This window comes from Peptacetobacter hominis (genome assembly GCF_006861675.1).
Taxonomy (GTDB): domain Bacteria; phylum Bacillota; class Clostridia; order Peptostreptococcales; family Peptostreptococcaceae; genus Peptacetobacter; species Peptacetobacter hominis.
The window spans coordinates 35,124-56,409 of record NZ_SGJB01000013.1; the positions used below are offsets into that span (position 1 = coordinate 35,124).

A 21,286-nucleotide genomic window follows, 5' to 3' on the forward strand; every position below is an offset into this window, starting at 1 on the left:
GAAGTATTTTACCTTCTTATTGCTAAGAGTTATTATACCACAACAGAAGTATAAGTAAACAGACAGCTTTTTCACAACAGATAGGAAGAAAAGTTGTATTTGGATAAGGAGGAGCTTATGAAAAAAAATGAAAATGTTATAGATATAAATGAAAAAATAGACCTAATGAAAGAATATGAACTAGTAAGTGATAATTTTGTGGATATTCTAATGGACAGAATAAATAATATAATAAAAAAAGATAAGCAGATGAGAGCTCTTTATCAATGTCATTTTGGTACTTATGAAGTTAAAAGAATAGAACTGATGAAAGATATAACAATATACAGCAAAATAATAGAAGAGATAAATGCATATGTATGTGAAGGAAAAGAGATTGATTGCGAAAATCTAAGGATGGAACTGGAAGCAGAAAAGGCTGGATTTGATGAGTCAGTTTCTATACAGAAAAGAGCAATCGAGGATTCAAAGGATTATCTAAACCGCAAAAAGGCAGAAAAAGAAGAACTGGAATATATGGATAAAGTCTTCAGAAGGCTTATAAAAAAATATCATCCTGTTTTATCTGATGATATTACAACAGAAGATTCAGCTATTCTTAATAATGTATTGGATGCATATATAGATGAAAATGTTTCAAGAATAGTGTTGTTTGAAAATTATCTGGAAAATAACACAAAGACAAAAAATAAATCTATGAAAGAAAATGAACTTAAAGAAAGAATAAGTGATATAAGAGGTGCAATAGATTACGAAATAGTAGAAATGATGAACGAAAAAAGTAATGTTGTATTTACTATAGGAGAAAATCTTACTGATTTTAGATGGATAGAAGAAAAAAAAGAGCTTTTGAAAAATCAGCTTAAAGATATTGAAGAGAAAAAAAATCGTATAATAGATAGGTATAATATAATGAGAAAACTTTATAATGTAGAAATATAGTAAGGAGGTATTATGTCAGCAAGACTTGATTTAACAGAAGGAAGAATTGCAGAAAAACTTATAAGACTTGCTCTTCCCATAATGGGAACATCATTTATAAATATAGGATATAATATCGTAGATATGATATGGGTGGGAAGAGCCGGCAGTGATGCAGTTGCTGCAGTTGGAACAGCAGGTTTTTATACATGGCTTGCACTTGCATTTATAGCAATTTCAAGAGTAGGTGGAGAGGTAAAGGTATCTCAAAGTATGGGAAACCACGATATAGAAAGAACAAGAGATTACATAAAAGCAGCCATAGAAATAAATATAATTCTGGCTATTATGTTTGGACTTGTGCTTATTGTATTTAATAGACCGCTTATAGAACTCTTCAGGCTTGGATCTGAATCTGTAACAAAACAGGGCAGTACATATCTTATAATAGTTGGTGCAGGAATGATTTTTTATTTTATAAACCCTGTTTTTACAGCAATATTCAATGGACTTGGAGATAGCAGAACTCCGTTTATGACAAATACTATGGGGCTTTTAATAAATATATTCCTTGATCCGTTACTTATATTGGGATTAGGTCCTATACCTCGGATGGGGGTTGCAGGTGCGGCCATTGCGACAATAACAGCACAGGCTGTTGCAACAGTTGTGTTTATATTGAAAATCGCATCAAAGGAAAAGAAGTATTTTAAAATAAGATATTTCAGAAATCCTAAATTCAAAGATCATAAGGAATTATTTATACTGGGACTTCCGGTAGCTCTTCAGAGTGGCCTTTTTACAGCATTTTCAATGTGCATAGGAGTAATAGTTGCCCAGTGGGGACCTGTAGCCATAGCGGTTCAGAAGGTTGGAAATCAGATAGAATCTGTATCATATACAACAGCTGATGGGATGTCCTCATCTGTTTCTGCTTTTATAGGTCAGAACTATGGCGCAGGAAAGCGTGATAGAATAGAAAAAGGAGCGAAGGTGGGAATCGCATTTGCATTTTTCTGGGGATTTATAACTATGATACTTCTTGTATTTGGAGCTGATTTCATATTTAAGTTCTTTATAGATGAACCGGAAGCACTTAAAGAAGGAGCGAGATATCTTAGAATAATAGGATATGGAGAAATATTCCAGTGCCTTGAAATTATAGTAATGGGTATAATGAGGGGAATGGGAAGAACATATGCAACATCAGCTATAAGTATAATTTTTACGGGAGCAAGAATACCGGTATCGATATTGCTTGCATCTACTTTGGGTATGGGAATAGTAGGAGTATGGTGGACAATATCTCTTAGTATGATAGTGAAGGGAATTCTTATGCTTTCTCTTTACCTTATATATAAGAAGAGAAATATGCTTATACCAGGAAGTTTATGCAGTGAAAAATAGTGTATTCAAAATACATAAAATAATGTATAATATATTAAAGAAAGATTGGAAAAGGGGATTCGTATTTTCGAATCCTCTTATTGTCGTTTACAGAGTATTGTTATAGATTATCAATAACATAAAAGATAAATAAGGGGGAGTATAAATGATTTCAGAGACACTTGTAAAAGCATTTGTAAAAGACAGTGAAAATACAAACGATGAATCGGTAAGAAACAGATATGGATTTCTTGCAGGTGCTGTAGGTATAGCATCAAACCTTGTACTTTTTATAGTTAAATTCAGTATAGGTTTTCTAAGCGGAAGTGTTGCTGTTACAGCCGACGCATTCAATAACTTTACAGATATGGCATCTTCTATCATAACAATTGCCGGATTTAAACTTGCAGGTATGCCTGCAGATGAGGAACACCCATTTGGACATGGAAGACTTGAATATATATCAGCTCTTGTAGTTGCATTTATGGTAATGTTTGTTGGAGCACAGTTTACAAAAACATCTGTGGAGAGAATAATGAATCCTTCTCCTATAGAATTTCAGACTATACCATTTGTGCTGCTTCTTCTATCAATAGCTGTAAAACTATGGTTAAGTGTGTTCAATAAATATATAGGAAACAAAATAGACTCATCAGCGCTTAAAGCCGTTGCAATGGATGCACTTGGAGATGTTTTTACATCATCATGTGTTGTTATATCTTTTCTTGCAGCAAGATTCACAGACCTTCCTATAGATGGATATGTTGGAGTAGCAGTTTCTCTTGCTATATTATATGCAGGATTTTCTCTTGTAAAAGAGACAATAAATCCTCTTTTAGGTGAGGCTCCGGATCCTGAAATAGTATCAAAGATAACAGAAAATCTTATGAAATATGAGATAATAACAGGAGTTCATGACCTTATAATACATAACTACGGTGTAGGAAGATGTATAGCATCAGTTCATGCAGAAGTTCCAGCGGATATAGATGTAATGGATATACATGAGGTTATAGATGATGCAGAAAAGGAAATTTCTGAAAAAATGAATATACATCTTGTAATACATATGGATCCGATATGTTTAAAGGATGAAGAATTGAACGAGGCAAGAGCGGAAATAGAGGATATAATTTCAGCAAGAGAAGAGTTAAAATCAATACATGACCTTAGAATTGTTGGAAAAGGTGAAAGAAAAAATCTTGTTTTTGATGTTGTTGTAGATCCGGCCATGGTAAGCCATAAAGAAGATGATAATATAAAAAAATGGATTGATTCCGAAATGAAAAAAAGACATGGAAAATACAATTGTATAATAGTAATAGATAGAGATTACTCTGGTAACCAGTAAAATAAAAGCTGCCTGATTTGAAAGGCAGCTTTTTATATTATATTATTATTTATTTACTTTGAAGAAAATACACTTCTGACAATACTTAATATTTCAGAAACCATATCTATATTACTTTTTACATTTTCCTTTGTAACAATAACATCTGCAGCGATGTCTGTAACAACATCAGTAACATCCTTCATATTTTCACCGACCTGCCCAAAATCTTCTACAACCTGAGGAAGAGCAGATATTGATTTTTTTACATTTGCAGAATTGTCGTCTATAACTGAAGAAACTTTTTTTATGACAGAAAGAAGTTCAAACAGTACTTTAATAAGAAGAATAAGTGCAACGCATCCGATTATTGCAAGGATAAAAAGAATTGTATTAATGTCTATTGTAAATGTCATGATTATACTTCCTCAACATTCTCTTCAGATAAATCTGAATCGCAGCATCCTTCTCCACAGCAGCATTCTTCTGCAGAGTCTGAATCACAACAACATTCTTCATCTGAATCAGAAGATTTTCTTGAAGCAAGATATTCTTTAACCTTTTCTTTAGATGCATTTAATTTTTCTTTCTGAGCACCTATAAGATCTTCTGTTTTTATTTTTGCATCAGTAGCCTTATCTGCAACAGCTGCAGCAGCCTGAGCTGAAGCGTTTTTTATATCTTCTCTTGTTTCTTTTCCAGATTTTGGAGCAAAAAGAACTCCACCAACAGCACCGGCAGTTACACCAACAGCAGCACCAACAGCAGCACCTTTTGCGGCAAGTTTAACTTTCTTTGCCTTTTCAGCCTTTATTTTAGCCTGTTTCTTCATTTCTATTTTTTCTGATAACTTCATAATATATGTCTCCCTTCAAATTGTATTGTAATATCCATTTTATCAATGCCGTTTCAAGTTATATAGAATTGATAAAAAATAGCTATTATTAAATATATTATACTACTTATTTTACCCAATAAATACAGTTTTAATAAGAAAATTTTGACAAAAGAATAGTGATGTTTTAATTGTCTGAAAAAATATTACAAATTGTAACTTTTATAGTAAAATATGATTATTTTAGTGGAAATTGTTACAATTTGTTATCAGGATATATAAAAAAATAAAAAAATTTTATGGAACAAAGTAAAAACATGTTGTTACTGAATCTATCTTATGAACACGTTGAAATATACAAAAACAAGACTAATCGTGAAAAAATATCATATACAAACATTATATATGTTGTTGTTTGTTGTTTCTTTAAATTGCAAAAAAAGTCTTTACAAGCTTGTAACTTTTATATTATGATATATACAAGTCAGGAAAAAGTTACAGACTTGTAACAATTTCTAATCATTAATAGGGAAATATATGAATGAAATAAATAATAAAACAGGGAGGAACATATGTTAAAGAAAAAGCTAGGTTCATTAATATTAGCATCTATGATACTATTATCAAGTACAGCATTTGTCTTTGCAGATGAAACGAAAACTGGAGAAGAAATAGAAGGAGTACAGACAAAAGAGATATCTGAAGAAACTGCTGATGGAAAGTGGTTTAAAATAGGAGATTATCATTATTATATGCTAGAAAATGGAGATTTTGCCAGAGGTTGGAATGAAATAGACGGTAAAATGTATTATTTCTGGTATAGTTCAGGAAAAATGGCAGAAGGACTTTCTGTTATAGGTTCAAAAGGAGAACATATATATATAACAAAAGAAAATGGTATACATAGAGGAATTACAAAATTAGAAAATGGTGATACTTATTACTTTGATGATAATGGTATCGGAAAAGAAGCCAAAATAAAGCAGGGTGATACTGTTTATTATTTCAATAAAAATGGTAAACTTTATCAGAAAGGTAAATCATATATATCAAATGCATCAGCATATTCAGGGCATTCAACTACTGCTACAGGACAGAAACCAAGATTTGGAACAATAGCAGTTGACCCAAAGGTAATACCTTATGGAACAAAAGTTTATATACCTTATTTTGATAAAGTATTCGTTGCAAATGATTGCGGTGGAGCTATAAAAGGAACTAAAATAGATATATATATGAATTCAAGTAAAGAATGTTATAAATTCGGAAGAAGAAATATAGAAATAGTAGTTCTTGAAGACATAAAATAAACATTTAAAAATCATATCAATTATCTCTAAAAAGACAGCTGCCAGCTGTCTTTTTTATGTTGTTATATAATATATAAAAAGTAAAACCCGATGCATGTTATGCACCGGGCTTATCTATTATTATAATTCTTTTTTCCATAATCCATGAAGATTGCAGTATTCATAAACTGCAACTGCTTTTTCATCAGATGCAAGAGCAAACTCTGCAACAGGTTCCTGACCTGGTTTAAGATCTCTTCTCTGAACTCCTTTATTTGTTTCAAGAAGTATGAACATTATATAGTGTTTATCTTCCATTGGATGTTCAACTGAACCAACTTTAGCCTTTACCACATTTCCTTCAACAGTTACTTCAGGAACATGCTTTTCAGTTGCTGCATCTACAGTATTTGGAACAAGTTCTGTCATTTTCTGTCCACAACACATCATAGGAACCGGAGTTTCGTATACTACCTCCACCATATTTTTACACTTTTCACATAAATAGAATTTTGCCATTTTATTTCCTCCTAAAGAAATACCTTTTCGGTAAATTTATATTAATCATATTAATCTCATATCAGAGTATCCTTATTGGATAACTGTTATAGTATATAAATACCCGTATGATAATTTCTCAAACATATTTAATTGAACAAAATGATAATTATATAAAAAACGAAAAAATGTTCGATTTAAATGTGAATTTATCCCTAACTCATTTTAATTATTGAAAAAATGAAATATAATAGTATGTATATTACTTGTTTATAAAACAAACTATAAAATATAGTGCAATCGGGAGGTTTTTTATGAGCAGGGTTGCAAAGGCGGCTATGGGGATATTTGCCGTTACCATGATATCTAAAATTTTCGGATTTGCGAGGGAGACAATACTTGTATATGTTCACGGGGCTGGAGCGGTTACCGATGCTTTTATAACATCGATGAATATACCGACAGTTATATTCTCAACAATAGGATCGGCTCTTGCAACAACTTTTATACCTATGTACTATACTGTACAGAAGGAAAAAGGTGAAAAAGCTGCATCTGATTTCGTAAGCAATGTATTCAATATGATAATAGTGATAAGCCTTATGCTTTCTGTTCTTGGATATATATTCTCGGATGAGCTGGTAAAGATATTTGCCATGAGTTACAGTGGAGAGAAGCTCCAGATGGCTTCTGAGTTTACAAGAATAATGATCTGGGGAATGATATTTATAGGTCTTAGCAACATAATGACTTGTCTTATGAATATAAACTCGATGTTTGTTGTTCCGAGTCTTACAGGAATACCGTTCAATATAATAATAATTGCAGGTATTTTTCTAAGTGCAAAAGCAGATATAAGGCTTATGCCGTTATTTACACTGATAGGAATGGCGAGCCAGTTTGTTTTCCAGCTTCCATTTGCCAAAAAGGGAGGATATACATACAGACCATATATAAATATAAAAGACGAATACATAAAAAGAACGCTTTATCTGGTACTTCCGGTATTTATAGGTGTGGGAGTAAATCAGCTTAATACAGTTGTCGATAAAACACTTGCATCGACACTTGGGGATGGTATAGTAACTGTACTTAACAGTGCATCTATTCTTAATACGTTTGTAATAGGTGTATTTATTTCCAGCATACAATCTGTTATATATCCGCTTATGTCAAAACTTTCAAGTGAAGGTAATGAAAAAGCTGTGTCTGGAATAATACAGAAAAGTGTCGATACAGTAACCGTACTAATGATACCTATAATGGTGGGTATAATAGTTCTTTCCGAGCCTATAGTAAAGATTGCATTTGAAAGAGGACGGTTTGACTCTACGGCAACAGCACTTACTTCGTCTGCGCTTGCATTTTATGCACTTGGACTTCCGGCATCAGGACTTAGAAATATACTTGGAAATGTGTTTTATTCATTTGGAGATACAAAGACACCTATGAGAAACGGTATGATAGCGATGATTATGAATATATCTATGAACCTTGTATTTATAAGATTTATGGGACACTGCGGTCTAGCCTTTGCCACAAGTGTATCATCAACTATATGTATAATCACGATGTTTATAAGCCTTAGAAAGAAAATAGGTGATTTTGGACAGAAAAATATAATAAAAACGGCGCTTAAATCATCGATAGCATCTGCTATCATGGGCGTGTTTGTATATTTTACATATAAATATACTCAAAACAGTTTTCCGAATTCTACAAGATGGGAACTTCTTCGGCTGATGATTTCTGTATCTATAGGTATATTGGTATATACTATAATAGTACATAGAATGAAGATAAATGAGGTTGAAAATCTGCTTGATCTTGTAAAAGGAAAACTTTCAAATATACTATCAAAGTTAAAAAAGCATTAGCTTTATGGAGGACATTATGAGAGAGGGAAAAATCAGAGAATACGCATCACAGAAGGGCACATCAAAGCTTGTACTTACAGTAGGAGTAATAGATGGAGATAATATGGACTTTTCAGTATATGGTCCAAAAGGAAAAGAGTTTCCAAAGACAGAGCACAGATATGAAATAGGATCTCTTACAAAACAGATAATGGAATCTCTTCTTGCAAAGGCAATTTCGGAGAAGAAGGTATCAATTGATGATAAAATAGATAAGTATATAAAAATGGAAGGTGCAGAACATATTCCGACTATAAGAGAACTTGTTACACATACGGCAAGATATGGAAACTCATATCCTAAAGCAGTTGCCAGAAGAGAAATGAAAAATGCTCTTTTAAGCAGAGAAAATCCATATACAGGATATACAAATGAAAATCTTTTAAAGGATGTAAATTCATTTAAGCCCAATCCAAAACATAGAAAATGGGTATACTCAAACTTTGGAGGAGCTGTTCTGGGAAGAGTTTTATCTGAAGTATATGGAAAAGATATAAAAAATCTTATTGAAGAATATGCAAAAGAGGAACTTGGCCTTGAAAATACAGGGTATACTCAGGACACAGATGTATCAAAATGCTGGAAGTGGAATGGCGATGAGGAATATCTTGCAGTAAATGGACTTGTATCTACAATAGGAGATATGATGAAATTTGTAGATGAAAATATAAATAAAGAGCCATCATATCTGGGAGAAGCACATAAGAAGTACTTCAATATATCAAAGGACAAGTATGATATGGGACTTGGCTGGATAATAAATCACGATACAGGTATAATATGGCATGATGGAAGCACAGATTTTTCTGATTGTTTCATAGGATTTGAAAAAAAATCAAAGAAAGGAATAGTAATACTTTCCAATAAGGCAAACAGCGGAAAAATAAATGCTGCAAGACTTGGAACAGAACTTCTTTCAGAAATGATAAAAAATAGAAAACATAGATAAAAACTACAGGGGGTAAACTTGATAATACTTGGAATAGATCCCGGGATAGCCATAGTCGGTTATGGAGTTGTTGAGTACAAAAACAGCAGATTCAGAGTAATAGATTATGGAGCAGTTACAACACCGGCACACACCGATGTCACAACCCGACTGGATATGGTTTATAGGGGAATAGATACAATAATAAAAAACTACAATATAGATGAGGTGGGAATAGAGGAACTCTTCTTCAACAAAAACGTAAAGACTGCAATAACAGTTGCACAGGCGAGGGGAGTTACTCTTCTTGCGTGTAGACACAATAATATACCTGTATATGAATACACGCCACTACAGGTAAAACAGGGTGTATGCGGGTACGGAAGAGCTGATAAAGCTCAGGTTCAGAAGATGGTAACATCATTTCTGAATCTTAAAAAAGTACCAAAACCCGATGATGTAGCCGACGCACTTGCAATTGCTATATGTCATGCACATGCAAACAGACTTGAAAAGACACTTTCAAATATACGGAAATACTAAAAAGGAATGATCAGATGTACAGATATATAAAGGGAACTGTCGAGGAAATAAATCTCGACAGTATAGTAATAGAAAATAATGGAATAGGATATAGTATAATGATGTCTTCAAATGCAATATCGAGATATTCAATTGGAGACAACGCAAAAGTATATACAAAGCTGATAGTAAGAGAAGATGATATGTATTTATGTGGATTCTACTCTGGAGAGGAAAGAAAGATGTTTGATTTACTAACATCTGTGTCAAAAATAGGCCCGAAAGTTGGACTTTCTATACTTTCCTTTGCAGAACCGAAACAGCTTGGAGCATATATAATAAGTGGAGATATAACAAAACTTTCAAAGGCTCCGGGAGTAGGCAAAAAGACTGCAGAGAGAATAGTTCTTGAACTGAAGGACAAAATAGACAAAACAGCTGTTGAATTTGAGCCTACACTTCTTGAAACAAAACCGGCTGTATTTACAGAGGACGAGGCAGTGGATGCACTTATGGCGCTTGGATATACACAGGCTGAATCAAAGGAGGCTGTATCATTTGTAAAATCTCCGGGAATGAATACAGAGGATATAATTAAAAAAGCACTTATCTACATATCTTCAAAAATGATGAAATAAAAATATAGAGTTATATGATAATAAAAATAAAATTATGCCTTCATATGCACATATGTGACAAAAACATGTGTATATGTGAATAAATATGGAAAGAGAGGTGGAGAATCTATGATGGACGAGTTTGATGAAAGCAGGATAATAACATCCACTATGCAGTCGGATGATATAGATATAGAAAACAGCCTGAGACCAAAGACCTTATCTGAATATCTTGGCCAGGAAAAATCAAAAGAGCAGCTCAGTATATTTATAGAGGCTGCAAAAAGCAGAAATGAACAGCTGGACCATGTACTTCTTTATGGACCGCCGGGGCTTGGAAAAACAACTCTTGCCGGAATAATAGCAAATGAAATGGGAGTAAACCTTAGAATAACTTCAGGTCCTGCAATAGAAAGAGCGGGAGATCTGGCTGCAATACTTACAAATCTTCAGGAAAATGACGTACTTTTTATAGATGAGATACATAGGATAAATAGAAGCGTCGAGGAGGTATTATATCCTGCGATGGAGGATTTCTGTCTGGATATAATAATAGGTAAAGGTCCTTCAGCAAGAAGTATAAGACTTGACCTTCCTAAATTTACACTTATAGGAGCTACTACAAGGGCAGGAATGCTTACAAACCCACTTAGAGATAGATTTGGGGTAATCTGCAGACTTGACTATTACACAGAGGATGAACTTTCAGAGATAGTAAAAAGATCATCAAGACTTCTTGATGCTGAGATAGACGAAAGAGGTGCACATGAAATAGCCAAAAGATCTCGTGGGACACCTAGAATAGCAAATAGACTGCTAAAAAGAGTAAGAGATTATGCACAGGTAAGAGCTGACGGAAACATAACTGACGGTGTAGCTGAGGATGCACTTGAACTTCTTGGAGTTGATAGTCTTGGACTTGACTATATAGATGAAAAACTTCTAAAGACTATAATAGAAAAATTCTCAGGTGGACCTGTTGGACTTGATACTCTGGCAGCATCTATAGGTGAGGATAGAAATACTATAGAGGATGTATATGAACCATATCTTCTTCAGCTTGGATTTATAAACAGAGGTCCAAGAGGAAGAACTGCCATGCCACAGGCATATAAACATATGGGAATAGATATAAAAGAAAAATAATATATACTGTGGAAAAAGAGTTGCTTTTTTGTTATTATTATAAATAGTATGCAAAAAAGCATCTTTTTGATGTGTAAAAAATTATTCGGTATTGACCGGGTTATAAAATATAGAAGGGAAGATATAGATTGAAAACCAGTGATTTTAAATTCGATTTACCACATGAGCTTATAGCTCAGGTGCCTATAAAAGATAGATCTGCATCAAGACTTATGGTTCTTGACAGAGAAACAGGAGAAGTTGAGCACAGAATCTTCAGAGATATAAAAGAATATCTGAATCCAGGAGATTGCCTAGTTCTCAACGATACAAGAGTAATACCTGCCAGACTTATAGGTGAAAAGGTGGATACAGGTGGAAAAATAGAGTTTCTTCTTCTAAAAAGAAATGAAGATGATACATGGGAATCACTTGTAAAACCTGGAAAAAGAGCAAAAATAGGAACAAAGTTTTCTTTTGGAGAAGGAAAACTTATAGGAGAAGTTGTTGGAATGGCAGAAGAAGGTGCCAGAATAATAAAATTCCACTACGATGGTATATTTGAAGAAATACTTGATGAACTTGGAAATATGCCTCTACCTCCATATATAACAGAAAAGCTTGAAGAAAAGGAAAGATATCAGACTGTATATTCAAAACATGAAGGATCAGCCGCAGCACCTACAGCAGGACTTCACTTCACAAACGAACTTCTTGATGAAATAAGAGCAATGGGGGTTGAAACTGCTTTTGTAACACTTCATGTAGGACTTGGGACATTCAGACCTGTAAAGGTTGAAAATGTACTTGAACATGAAATGCACTCTGAATTCTATATGGTAACACAGGAAGCAGCTGACAAAATAAACAACGCAAAGAAAAATGGGAAAAGAGTAATCTGTGTAGGAACTACAAGCTGTAGAACAATAGAGTCTGCTGCAGATGAAAATGGAATGATGAGCGAAAAAAGCGGATGGACAAATATATTTATATATCCGGGATATAAATTCAAGGTGCTTGACAACCTGATTACAAACTTCCATCTTCCAGAGTCTACACTTATAATGCTTGTAAGCGCCCTTGCCGGAAAAGAAAATGTTCTGAATGCATATGAAAAGGCTGTAGAGGAAAAATACAGATTCTTCAGCTTTGGGGATGCCATGTTTATAAAATAAAAGACAGGTGATAATATGAAAAAGAAAAACGGTATAATATTGAATATCGCATATCTGTTTGAAAAAATACTGGCGGTTGTCGTTCTTATAGCGGTATTTTTAGGAACAATAGATGTGTGCAGACTTATATGGGATACCTATATAGTAAACTTTGAAAATATAGTACAGTATGACCAGTTGAATGCTATGCTTGGTCAGATACTTCTGCTTGTAATAGGAGTTGAACTTGTAGTAATGCTTTCTCTTCATATACCAGGAGCTCTAATAGAAGCACTTTTATATGCAATAGCGAGAAAAATGCTTCTTATACCGAAAAATGAGGGAATGTTTGAGATACTTCTTGGGGTTATATCGATAGCAGGTCTTTTTATGATCAAAAAATATATATCTCCACCACCTGAAAAAGCAGGCGGAAAAGTTCTTTCTACAAGTATACACAGCGATGATGAAACAGAGGAACTTGAGAGATTAAATGATCATCAGGTTGATTTTTTCTGTAGAATATCGCCTACAGTATGCAGAATAAAAAACAAGATTACTAAAAGCGAAAGATGTGCAACATGTGATTTTTATAAATCAAAAACAGCACAACACTACAATAACATATTAAATGATTATACAAAGAAAGATAATCCGGAAACAGATAAAAATCCGGATAAATAGAATAACAATATAATATAAAAAGGAGATGAGGATTTGTACGCAGTAACTTATGAACTGATAAAGACATGTAAACAGAGTGGAGCAAGACTAGGTGTACTTCACACACCACATGGAGATATAGAAACTCCTATATTTATGCCGGTTGGAACTCAGGCAACAGTAAAATCAATGACACCGGAAGAACTTAAGGAAATAGGTTCTCAGATAATACTTTCAAACACATACCATCTTTATCTTAGACCGGGACATGAGCTGGTAAAAAAAGCCGGTGGACTTCACGAATTCATGCACTGGGATAAGCCGATACTTACAGACAGTGGGGGATTCCAGGTATTTTCGCTTGGACCACTTAGAAAGATAACAGAAGAAGGAGTGGAGTTCAGATCTCATCTTGATGGATCAAAACATTTTCTTACTCCTGAAAAAGCCATGGAAATACAGAATGCGCTTGGTTCAGATATAATGATGGCATTTGACGAGTGTGCACCATACCCTGCAACAAAGGAATATGTAAAAAACTCTCTTGAAAGAACTACAAGATGGCTTGAAAGATGTAAAGCAGCACACAAAAATCCTGAGAAACAGGCTTTATTCGGAATAATTCAGGGTGGAATGTACAAAGATTTAAGAGAGCAGTCTGCAAAGGAAATAACAGCAATAGACCTTCCAGGATACGCTATAGGAGGACTTAGTGTAGGTGAGCCAAAACCTATGATGTATGAAGTACTTGAGTATACGACTCCTCTTATGCCTGCAGACAAGCCTAGATACCTTATGGGTGTAGGAAGTCCTGACGACCTTATAGAGGGTGTAATAAGGGGAATAGATATGTTTGACTGTGTACTTCCTACAAGAATAGCGAGAAACGGAACAGCTATGACAAGTCAGGGAAAAGTTGTAGTAAGGAATGCATCATATGCAGAAGACTTTACACCTCTTGATCCTGAATGTGACTGCTACACTTGCAGAAATTATACAAAAGCATACATAAGACATCTTGTGAAAACAAATGAAATACTTGGAGCAAGACTGATAACAACACACAACCTTCATTTCCTTCTTAAGCTTATGGAACAGATAAGACAGGCGATAAGAGAGGATAGACTTCTTGATTTCAGAGAGGAATTTTTTAGAAAATATGGATATGAACTTTAAATAAATCTCAATCTGATATATAATACTCTCTAGCACGATAAAAGTGCGGAATATATAACCGATAAAAAGGAGGGCTTATAAATGCCAGTACAGCAGATGATAATGAGTGCTGTTTTATGGATAGCAGTACTTGCAGTATTTTATTTCCTATTAATAAGACCACAGAAGAAAAAGGATAAAGAGCTTAACGATATGAGAAGCAACATATCTGTAGGTGACAAAGTGGTTACAATCGGGGGAATGATAGCTACAGTTGCAAAAGTGGAAGAAGAAACTGTAGTACTTGAAGTTGGAGCAAACAGAACAAAAATGCCTTTTGAAAAATGGGCTATAGGAAGAGTTATAGAAAAGAGCGAAAAAAAGGTTAAAGAAGAAAAGAAAGAAGACAATTAATACTATAATATGTTATAATTAACTATACAGTATTATTTTTGAAATATAAATGGAGGTAAATACCATGGAAAAGAAACATGTAAAGACTTTATCTAAAGCTACTTTAAAAAACAGTGCATCTAAAGGTGGATGTGGTGAGTGCCAGACTTCTTGTCAGTCAGCATGCAAAACATCTTGTACAGTTGCAAACCAGGAATGTGAAAGATAGTCATAGACTATTGAATCAGAAAGCGGACATATATGTATGTCCGTTTTTTTATTGCCTATATAAATTTATATCTTCATAATATATAATTATATTAAAAAAAGAAAAAGGAGTAGAGATAATGGAGATTAAAAATCTAAATATGAGAACAGCAACAGAAAATGATATTGAAAGAATAGCCGAGATAGAGAAGGAATGTTTCCCGGAGGCTGAAGCAGCTACAAAAGAATCAATAAAGGAAAGAGTGAAAGTATTTGGAGAATCTTTTATTGTTGCGGAATATGATGAAGAAATAATCGGATTTATAAATGGAGCAATAACAAATCAGAAAACTATAACAGATGATATGTTTGAAGATGCATCACTTCACAATCCGGACGGAATATATCAGTCTATATTTGGACTTGATGTAGTTGAAAAATATAGAAAAAATGGTGTGGCTCGGGCGCTTATGAACATAATGATAGATAAGTCAAAAGAAAGAGGAAAAACAGGACTTATACTTACATGTAAAGAAAAATTAATTGATTATTATTCAAAATTTGGGTATAAAAATATGGGAGTATCGGAATCTGTTCATGGCGGTGCAGTCTGGTATGACATGATTCTAAAGCTAAAATAGAGTTATATAGTTATAATAATCCCATAAAAATAGTATAATTAGATTAACCAGATAAAATACAGGGGGGTATAATTTATGAAAAGAAAAAGAATATATTCACTTCTGATATCTCTGATACTGGTATTTGGTGTTTCTATTTCGTCTGTAATGGCTCTTACAGTTACTGAAATAAAAGGTCAGGACAGATATGAAACATCTGCACTTATATCAGATAAGCAAAGTTATTCGACTGCAATACTTGTAAATACTACAAAAAGTATTGCCGATGGTCTTAGCGCGAGTGCTCTTTCAGGAGCAGCAAATGCACCTATAATGTTTGTAAAAAGCAATTCAATACCAAATGAGGTTGCGCTTAGACTTGAATGTACAAATCATGTGTATATAATAGGATCAGAAACTGCAATAAACACTTCTGTTGAAAATACTCTTAAAAATGCGGGGTTTATGGTAACAAGAATTGGTGGTTCAAACAGATATGAAACATCTGTAAATGTTGCCAAAGAAGTAAAAAGAATAAAAGGTGGAGCAGACAAAGCATTTATAGTAAACGGGCTAAAAGGTGAGGCAGATGCAATGAGTATATCGTCTGTTGCAGCCAGAGATTCAGCTCCTGTTATACTTACAAATGGAACATCTATAACAAATAGTGCGCTAGATGTAATAAAAGGAATAAATAATAAGTATATAATAGGACTTGAAGGTGTTGTGAGCAATTCAATTAAAACACAGACAAATGCTGTTAGAATAGGTGGAGAAAACAGATTTGCAACAAATAAGGAAATAATAGGTTATTTCTACAAAAATGTAACATCTTTCCATCTAAGCAAATCAGATCAGTTTGTCGATGCACTTGCAGCTGCACCGATTACAAAATACAAGCCTATAGTACTTGTAAGTAAAAATGGAGATAAAAGTGTACTTCAGGGTGCAACAGAGCTTGTAGCACTTGGAGGTATTGATAAAGATGTAATTGAAAAGTGCAAGGAAGCTGCACAGAATTAAAAAAGAGCCGAAAGGCTCTTTTTATTTGTACAAAAACAAAATTTATTGTGAAAAAAAATTCACATATACTTATCGTTATATAGATATTCAAAACTAATAAAAATATGATATACTAAAAAATAACGCATAAAATAAGAAATCAAGAGGAGATATGTTAAATTTTATAAAAGAAAGGTAAAATTTATATTATGAAAAAGAATAGAATAAAAAAAAGAATCTCTCAATATAATAAAAGAACAAGAGATATAAATTATTACATAAATAAATTTATAAATTTTGAATCTATAAAAGAGATATCATTGTGGGCAGTGGTTTCTGTATTTCTTATTTATGCAGTAGAATTTATGGCAAGAGGAAATATGGATGAGGTGAAATTATTTTTATCTCAAAGAGATATTGCTGCACATATAAATCTTATAATCGTAATGCTTTTTACAGGAATATCTTTCTTTGCAAGAAGAAAAAAGTTCTGCATATGGATAATATCGTGTGTAATATTGATTTTAGGGGCCGTAAATAATCTGGTAATAAAATCCAGAGGTATGCCGTTCTCTTTCTCGGATATATTCAGTATATCAGATGCACTAAGCATAGCATCAAAATTTATAAGTATTAATATGGTAATAGTTGCAGCAGCATTGCTGCTTATATTTATTTTGGTGACAATACTTATATGGAAAAAAGAGAAAAAAGGAAAAAGAATAAATGGATATATAACTATATTTATATATATATCTTTGATATTAACTATTAATGGATATAGAAGTACTATGACAGGAGATTACATGCGGACTCTTGCATGGGATGTAACACAGACATATGAGAATAATGGATTTATTTATTCTTTTGCAGAATCGTATGTTGGATATCTTAGAAAAAAACCGGAAGGATATTCAAAAGATGCGATTTTAAAGATAAGAGAAGAAGTAGAAAATAAAGCAAAAAATGACAGCAGCTCTAAAATTGGTTCAAAGAAACCTAATATACTTTTTGTTCAGCTTGAAGGATTCTTTGACCCATCTACAATTCCGGGAATAGAGTTTAACACAAGTCCAACACCTGTGTTTAATAGTCTTTCAGAAAAGTATACAAGTGGTTATATGGATGTACCTACAGCTGGAGGAGGAACTGCAAGAACAGAGTTTGAAGTGATTACAGGAAGTAGTTTCAAATATCTTATAAATGGAGAAATTCCATATATAACAATAGTTAACAATAAACAGGTAAACTCAATAGCGACATATATGAATAACATAGGATATAAAACTCATGCGGTTCATGATTTTGAGGGAAATTTTTATAATAGAAACAAAGGACTTGAAAATCTTGGATTCAATACTTTTACATCTTATGAATATATGAATGGCATAGAAAAGAATCCTACAGGATGGCCAAAGGATAAAGTACTTACTCAATACATAAATGAAGCGATGGACTCAACAAAGGAAAAAGATCTGGTATGTACTGTATCGGTTCAGGCACATTCACGGTATCCATCTGATAGAAATGATAGCAGCTGGCCGTGTAAAATAACAAAATCAGAGGGGATAACAGAACGGCAAAAGAAAGAAATAGAATATTATGCTGAACAGGTAAGGGAAATGGATCAGTTTATAGCAGACCTTAATAAAAGTGTAGAACAAAGAAAAAAGGAAACCGGTGAAGATACACTGATAGTTTACTATACTGATCATATGCCTAGAATATCATATTTATTTGATGGAGATGAGATAATGCCTAGATATAGAGCTCCATATACATTCTATGCAACATATGATTTAGAAAAGGAAAAATTACCTGAAAACTTTGCTTCTTATCAGCTGGCATATAAAGCGATGGAATATGCTGAAGTAGGATATGGACCTATGGAAAAATTCCACAAATATATGTCTGATGAAAAAGATTATATGAAAAAACTTGAACTTGTGCAGTATGACTTGCTGTTTGGAAAAAGATACTATCTTAAAGAATCTGAAAAACAGAAAAAAAATAATATAAAAATGGGTGTAAAAGATATAACAATAGATGAAATCAAAAAAGAAGGAAATAAATATGTCATAAAAGGTGAGAACTTTACCCCTAAGAGTGTATTGTTTGTAAATGACAAAATGGTTGATTCTAAATTTATAGATAGTGGATCTATAGAAACAAACGAAAAAATAAATAAATCAGACGAAGTGTGCTTAAAACAGCTTGGAAAATATAATGCAGAGCTTAGTAGTACAAATATTTATATATACAAGGGAGAGTAATATATGAGGGAAAAACTTATTTATATAGTTGCATTTACTTTGATATTCATATTTCCACTAACTTCAAATACAGAAGCATTAAGCAAAATAGAAAAAATAGCAGGAAAAAACATATATGAAGTATCCGCAAATATTGCATCAAGAAAAACTTATAATTCAGCTGTTGTTGTAAATATGGACAATAGTGTTGCAGATGCGCTTTCAGCATCTGCACTTTCAGGGAAACTTGATGGAGTCATTTTGCCTGTATCAAAAAATAGTATACCGAACGAAACATTGAACAAATTATCAGGTTTGAAAAAAATATATATAATAGGGCTTGAAAATGCTGTAAGTGAAAATGTGGAAAAAGAATTGTCAAAATATGCAACAGTAAAAAGAATTGGTGGAGACGATAGATATGAAACATCACTTAAAGTTGCAAATGAATTAAAAAATATTTCTGGAACACAACCCCAGAATATCATATATGCAAATGGAAAAACCGGTGAAGCAGATGTAGTATCAATTTCATCTATATCGTATAGAGATTCATCTCCGATTCTTTTAACAAACGGAAAAACAATAAATAGTGAGATGAAGGAGTTTTCACAAAAGGCAAAAAATATATATGCCATAGGTGGAGAAAAGGTAATACCGGAATCTCTGTACAGAAATATAGGAGCTACAGAAAGAATTCGGGGAAATACAAGATTTGAGACAAATGAAAAAATAATAGATAAATTCTACTCTACAAAGCCGAAAGAATATCATATAGTTAATGCGAGTGATTACAAAACAGCTATAGTATTGTCATCAATAAGTGATGAATCACCAATAGCATTAGTAGAAGACAATACAAAAGCAACTGTAATAAAAAGTGCTGAAAAACTAATATCTGCAGGAACAATATCAGAAAATGAAATATCAAGAGCAGTTTCTATAGCAGGCGGAATTGAAAATTATGATTACAGCTGGACATCAAAGAATTATATAGCTCATGCTATGGGAGGAATAGACGGAAAAGCATATACGAACTCATATGAAGCTATGGAATATAATTATAAAAGAGGTCATAGAGTATTTGAAGCAGATATAATAAATGGCGGATATGGTGACTTTCTGGTATGGCATAGTTTCGATTCTGATACTATGAAAGAAATGAATCTACCAGAAAAATATTCTACAAATAGACCAGATGCCGAAGAATTTAAAAAACTTAAACCGTATGGAAAATATACTACAATGGTGCCATCGGATATATTCAAATATATGTCCTCTCATAGAGATATGTATCTTGTAATAGATTTAAAATCCAAAAGCGAATATGACACTACAATGCGGTATTCTTCACTTATAAGTCAGGCTAAAAAATATGGTGTGATAGATAGAATAATACCTCAGGCGTATAGCAAAGAATCATATAATCAAATAATGAAACTTTATAGTTTTGAATCTGTGATATTCACATGCTACAATTTAAATACTATTGATGTAAATGATATAACTAATTTCTGTATTCAGAACGGTATAGATGTTATAACTGTGGATGGATCCAAATATAGTACAGCGCTTGTCAATAGATGCAAAGAATACGGAATAAAATTGTATATGAACACATATAATGATATAAAAGAAGTAAATAAATATAAAAGCAAGGGAGTCTATGGATTCTATACAGATTTCCTAGTATAAAAATACAGCCATATGGCTGTATTTTTTTTGAAAACTCTAGAAAATTTCAGAAAAAATCAGAAGAAAAACTTCAATTAATTATTAGATGTAACTTACATCCCCAGAGAATATAATATAATCACAGGCAGGGAACAAAGCCTGAAACGACTGGCCAGTCAAAAGAATAAAAGGGGGAAAATAAAAATGGCAGTAACAGAAACAAAAAATCCAGCATCTTTAAAATTCAGATTTGAAAACGGATCAACTGAGGACGGAAAGACAAAATACAAAACAAAAACAATAGGAAATATAGACCCGGAAGCATTAAATGCGGATCTGATGGAAGTGGCAAACAGTCTTCTGGGGCTGGTAGATGATACGATATCATCTGTAAGCAGAGTGGATAATACAACACTTGAAAATGAATAAACTTAATAATGGGGAATATTATAAACAGGGGGAATAGAAAATGGAAGAAAAAAGATTAGTGATGCAGTTCAAAACAGCAGCAGGAAAAAAATTCAGTATATCAATGGATAATCCAAAAGCGGATATAAATGAATCTGAAATAAAAACAGCAATGGATCTGATAGTATCAAAAGCTATAATAAAAATAGACGATTCACCTGTAGCATCTACAGTAGAGGCAAAAGTTGTGACAACTAATGAAACAGAGTACGATCTAGTGCTTTAAAAACTATAATAGACAAAAACTATATACATAATTCATACACAGGAGGCAGGGAGATACCCTGCCTCTAAAAATATAGAAAAATATAATTGACTGTCTGTATAGAAC

At 32.9% G+C, this 21,286-nt stretch carries 23 protein-coding genes; 20 read left to right on the top strand and 3 right to left on the bottom strand.

Translation table 11 applies throughout. The features are described 5' to 3' along the window. The first annotated feature begins 117 nt into the window (after positions 1-117). From EXD82_RS07770 to EXD82_RS07780, 3 genes are all read left to right on the top strand, one after another. Positions 118-942, top strand: coding sequence for a hypothetical protein (locus EXD82_RS07770; RefSeq protein ID WP_142536347.1), 825 nt, complete (start codon positions 118-120; stop codon positions 940-942). Positions 943-954: 12 nt separating this feature from the next. Continuing rightward, positions 955-2,328: an MATE family efflux transporter gene (locus EXD82_RS07775; RefSeq protein ID WP_142536348.1), complete on the top strand. Its 1,374-nt coding sequence runs from the start codon at positions 955-957 to the stop codon at positions 2,326-2,328. A gap of 145 nt (positions 2,329-2,473) precedes the next feature. After that, positions 2,474-3,658 (top strand): cation diffusion facilitator family transporter, encoded by a 1,185-nt coding sequence (locus EXD82_RS07780; protein ID WP_142536349.1) that lies wholly within the window; start codon positions 2,474-2,476, stop codon positions 3,656-3,658. A gap of 53 nt (positions 3,659-3,711) precedes the next feature. Here EXD82_RS07780 and EXD82_RS07785 read toward each other — a convergent pair whose 3' ends face one another. Together EXD82_RS07785 and EXD82_RS07790 are read right to left on the bottom strand one after the other, a co-directional pair. Next, positions 3,712-4,053 carry a hypothetical protein gene (locus EXD82_RS07785; RefSeq protein ID WP_142536350.1) on the bottom strand — a complete coding sequence of 114 codons (342 nt, stop codon included), beginning with the start codon at positions 4,051-4,053 and terminating at the stop codon, positions 3,712-3,714. Positions 4,054-4,055: 2 nt separating this feature from the next. After that, positions 4,056-4,493 carry a YtxH domain-containing protein gene (locus EXD82_RS07790; protein WP_142536351.1) on the bottom strand — a complete coding sequence of 146 codons (438 nt, stop codon included), beginning with the start codon at positions 4,491-4,493 and terminating at the stop codon, positions 4,056-4,058. Positions 4,494-5,044: 551 nt separating this feature from the next. Between EXD82_RS07790 and EXD82_RS07795 the strand changes: the two genes are divergently transcribed. Beyond that, positions 5,045-5,782, top strand: a complete 738-nt coding sequence (locus EXD82_RS07795) for a 3D domain-containing protein (RefSeq protein WP_246082032.1) — start codon at positions 5,045-5,047, stop codon at positions 5,780-5,782. 120 nt (positions 5,783-5,902) lie between these two features. Here the strand turns inward: EXD82_RS07795 and EXD82_RS07800 are convergent, their stop codons facing one another. After that, a complete protein-coding gene (locus EXD82_RS07800; RefSeq protein ID WP_142536352.1) occupies positions 5,903-6,280 on the bottom strand; it encodes a desulfoferrodoxin family protein in 378 nt (125 codons plus the stop codon). Positions 6,281-6,573: 293 nt separating this feature from the next. On the opposite strand from EXD82_RS07800, the gene murJ reads away from it, so the two are divergent. The 16 genes from murJ to EXD82_RS07880 all read left to right on the top strand — a co-directional run bounded on the left by murJ (position 6,574) and on the right by EXD82_RS07880 (position 21,181). Next, positions 6,574-8,136, top strand: coding sequence for a murein biosynthesis integral membrane protein MurJ (gene murJ / locus EXD82_RS07805; RefSeq protein WP_142536353.1), 1,563 nt, complete (start codon positions 6,574-6,576; stop codon positions 8,134-8,136). A 16-nt stretch (positions 8,137-8,152) separates the two neighbouring features. Then, positions 8,153-9,124 (top strand): serine hydrolase domain-containing protein, encoded by a 972-nt coding sequence (locus EXD82_RS07810; protein WP_174919195.1) that lies wholly within the window; start codon positions 8,153-8,155, stop codon positions 9,122-9,124. Positions 9,125-9,142: 18 nt separating this feature from the next. Further along, entirely contained in the window at positions 9,143-9,646 is a 504-nt protein-coding gene (ruvC, locus tag EXD82_RS07815; RefSeq protein WP_142536355.1) for a crossover junction endodeoxyribonuclease RuvC, read from the top strand. Positions 9,647-9,660: 14 nt separating this feature from the next. Continuing rightward, on the top strand, positions 9,661-10,263 hold the full coding sequence (ruvA, locus tag EXD82_RS07820; protein WP_142536356.1) for a Holliday junction branch migration protein RuvA: 603 nt from the start codon (positions 9,661-9,663) through the stop codon (positions 10,261-10,263). Between the two features lie 111 nt (positions 10,264-10,374). Next, the gene (gene ruvB, locus EXD82_RS07825) at positions 10,375-11,388 is read left to right on the top strand and encodes a Holliday junction branch migration DNA helicase RuvB (protein WP_174919197.1); all 1,014 of its coding nucleotides are present in this window, start codon (positions 10,375-10,377) and stop codon (positions 11,386-11,388) included. Positions 11,389-11,516: 128 nt separating this feature from the next. Continuing rightward, positions 11,517-12,542 (top strand): tRNA preQ1(34) S-adenosylmethionine ribosyltransferase-isomerase QueA, encoded by a 1,026-nt coding sequence (queA, locus tag EXD82_RS07830; RefSeq protein WP_142536357.1) that lies wholly within the window; start codon positions 11,517-11,519, stop codon positions 12,540-12,542. A gap of 15 nt (positions 12,543-12,557) precedes the next feature. Beyond that, entirely contained in the window at positions 12,558-13,205 is a 648-nt protein-coding gene (locus EXD82_RS10440; protein ID WP_246082033.1) for a phosphate-starvation-inducible PsiE family protein, read from the top strand. A 33-nt stretch (positions 13,206-13,238) separates the two neighbouring features. Next, positions 13,239-14,360 carry a tRNA guanosine(34) transglycosylase Tgt gene (gene tgt, locus EXD82_RS07840; RefSeq protein ID WP_142536358.1) on the top strand — a complete coding sequence of 374 codons (1,122 nt, stop codon included), beginning with the start codon at positions 13,239-13,241 and terminating at the stop codon, positions 14,358-14,360. 81 nt (positions 14,361-14,441) lie between these two features. Then, the gene (gene yajC / locus EXD82_RS07845; protein ID WP_142536359.1) at positions 14,442-14,753 is read left to right on the top strand and encodes a preprotein translocase subunit YajC; all 312 of its coding nucleotides are present in this window, start codon (positions 14,442-14,444) and stop codon (positions 14,751-14,753) included. A 64-nt stretch (positions 14,754-14,817) separates the two neighbouring features. Continuing rightward, entirely contained in the window at positions 14,818-14,961 is a 144-nt protein-coding gene (scfA, locus tag EXD82_RS07850) for a six-cysteine ranthipeptide SCIFF (RefSeq protein WP_142536360.1), read from the top strand. 118 nt (positions 14,962-15,079) lie between these two features. Then, positions 15,080-15,580 (top strand): GNAT family N-acetyltransferase, encoded by a 501-nt coding sequence (locus EXD82_RS07855; RefSeq protein ID WP_142536361.1) that lies wholly within the window; start codon positions 15,080-15,082, stop codon positions 15,578-15,580. A gap of 75 nt (positions 15,581-15,655) precedes the next feature. Continuing rightward, entirely contained in the window at positions 15,656-16,582 is a 927-nt protein-coding gene (locus EXD82_RS07860; RefSeq protein WP_142536362.1) for a cell wall-binding repeat-containing protein, read from the top strand. Positions 16,583-16,770: 188 nt separating this feature from the next. Beyond that, a complete protein-coding gene (locus EXD82_RS07865) occupies positions 16,771-18,834 on the top strand; it encodes an LTA synthase family protein (RefSeq protein WP_142536363.1) in 2,064 nt (687 codons plus the stop codon). Between the two features lie 3 nt (positions 18,835-18,837). Beyond that, positions 18,838-20,508 (top strand): cell wall-binding repeat-containing protein, encoded by a 1,671-nt coding sequence (locus EXD82_RS07870; protein ID WP_142536364.1) that lies wholly within the window; start codon positions 18,838-18,840, stop codon positions 20,506-20,508. 183 nt (positions 20,509-20,691) lie between these two features. Then, positions 20,692-20,916, top strand: coding sequence for a DUF1659 domain-containing protein (locus EXD82_RS07875; protein WP_142536365.1), 225 nt, complete (start codon positions 20,692-20,694; stop codon positions 20,914-20,916). Between the two features lie 40 nt (positions 20,917-20,956). Further along, positions 20,957-21,181, top strand: a complete 225-nt coding sequence (locus EXD82_RS07880) for a DUF2922 domain-containing protein (protein WP_142536366.1) — start codon at positions 20,957-20,959, stop codon at positions 21,179-21,181. Positions 21,182-21,286 lie beyond the last annotated feature (105 nt).

Bases quoted from the DNA above. Each gene is read 5' to 3' on its own strand.
- EXD82_RS07870 (WP_142536364.1), top strand. From the start codon at position 18,838: ATGAGGGAAAAACTTATTTATATAGTTGCATTTACTTTGATATTCATA.
- EXD82_RS07790 (WP_142536351.1), bottom strand. From the start codon at position 4,493: ATGAAGTTATCAGAAAAAATAGAAATGAAGAAACAGGCTAAAATAAAG.
- ruvA (WP_142536356.1), top strand. From the start codon at position 9,661: ATGTACAGATATATAAAGGGAACTGTCGAGGAAATAAATCTCGACAGT.
- ruvB (WP_174919197.1), top strand. From the start codon at position 10,375: ATGGACGAGTTTGATGAAAGCAGGATAATAACATCCACTATGCAGTCG.
- EXD82_RS10440 (WP_246082033.1), top strand. From the start codon at position 12,558: ATGAAAAAGAAAAACGGTATAATATTGAATATCGCATATCTGTTTGAA.
- EXD82_RS07780 (WP_142536349.1), top strand. From the start codon at position 2,474: ATGATTTCAGAGACACTTGTAAAAGCATTTGTAAAAGACAGTGAAAAT.
- EXD82_RS07785 (WP_142536350.1), bottom strand. From the start codon at position 4,053: ATGACATTTACAATAGACATTAATACAATTCTTTTTATCCTTGCAATA.
- EXD82_RS07875 (WP_142536365.1), top strand. From the start codon at position 20,692: ATGGCAGTAACAGAAACAAAAAATCCAGCATCTTTAAAATTCAGATTT.
- EXD82_RS07855 (WP_142536361.1), top strand. From the start codon at position 15,080: ATGGAGATTAAAAATCTAAATATGAGAACAGCAACAGAAAATGATATT.
- murJ (WP_142536353.1), top strand. From the start codon at position 6,574: ATGAGCAGGGTTGCAAAGGCGGCTATGGGGATATTTGCCGTTACCATG.
- EXD82_RS07860 (WP_142536362.1), top strand. From the start codon at position 15,656: ATGAAAAGAAAAAGAATATATTCACTTCTGATATCTCTGATACTGGTA.
- EXD82_RS07770 (WP_142536347.1), top strand. From the start codon at position 118: ATGAAAAAAAATGAAAATGTTATAGATATAAATGAAAAAATAGACCTA.
- EXD82_RS07865 (WP_142536363.1), top strand. From the start codon at position 16,771: ATGAAAAAGAATAGAATAAAAAAAAGAATCTCTCAATATAATAAAAGA.
- EXD82_RS07880 (WP_142536366.1), top strand. From the start codon at position 20,957: ATGGAAGAAAAAAGATTAGTGATGCAGTTCAAAACAGCAGCAGGAAAA.
- EXD82_RS07795 (WP_246082032.1), top strand. From the start codon at position 5,045: ATGTTAAAGAAAAAGCTAGGTTCATTAATATTAGCATCTATGATACTA.
- EXD82_RS07775 (WP_142536348.1), top strand. From the start codon at position 955: ATGTCAGCAAGACTTGATTTAACAGAAGGAAGAATTGCAGAAAAACTT.
- EXD82_RS07810 (WP_174919195.1), top strand. From the start codon at position 8,153: ATGAGAGAGGGAAAAATCAGAGAATACGCATCACAGAAGGGCACATCA.
- yajC (WP_142536359.1), top strand. From the start codon at position 14,442: ATGCCAGTACAGCAGATGATAATGAGTGCTGTTTTATGGATAGCAGTA.
- EXD82_RS07800 (WP_142536352.1), bottom strand. From the start codon at position 6,280: ATGGCAAAATTCTATTTATGTGAAAAGTGTAAAAATATGGTGGAGGTA.
- scfA (WP_142536360.1), top strand. From the start codon at position 14,818: ATGGAAAAGAAACATGTAAAGACTTTATCTAAAGCTACTTTAAAAAAC.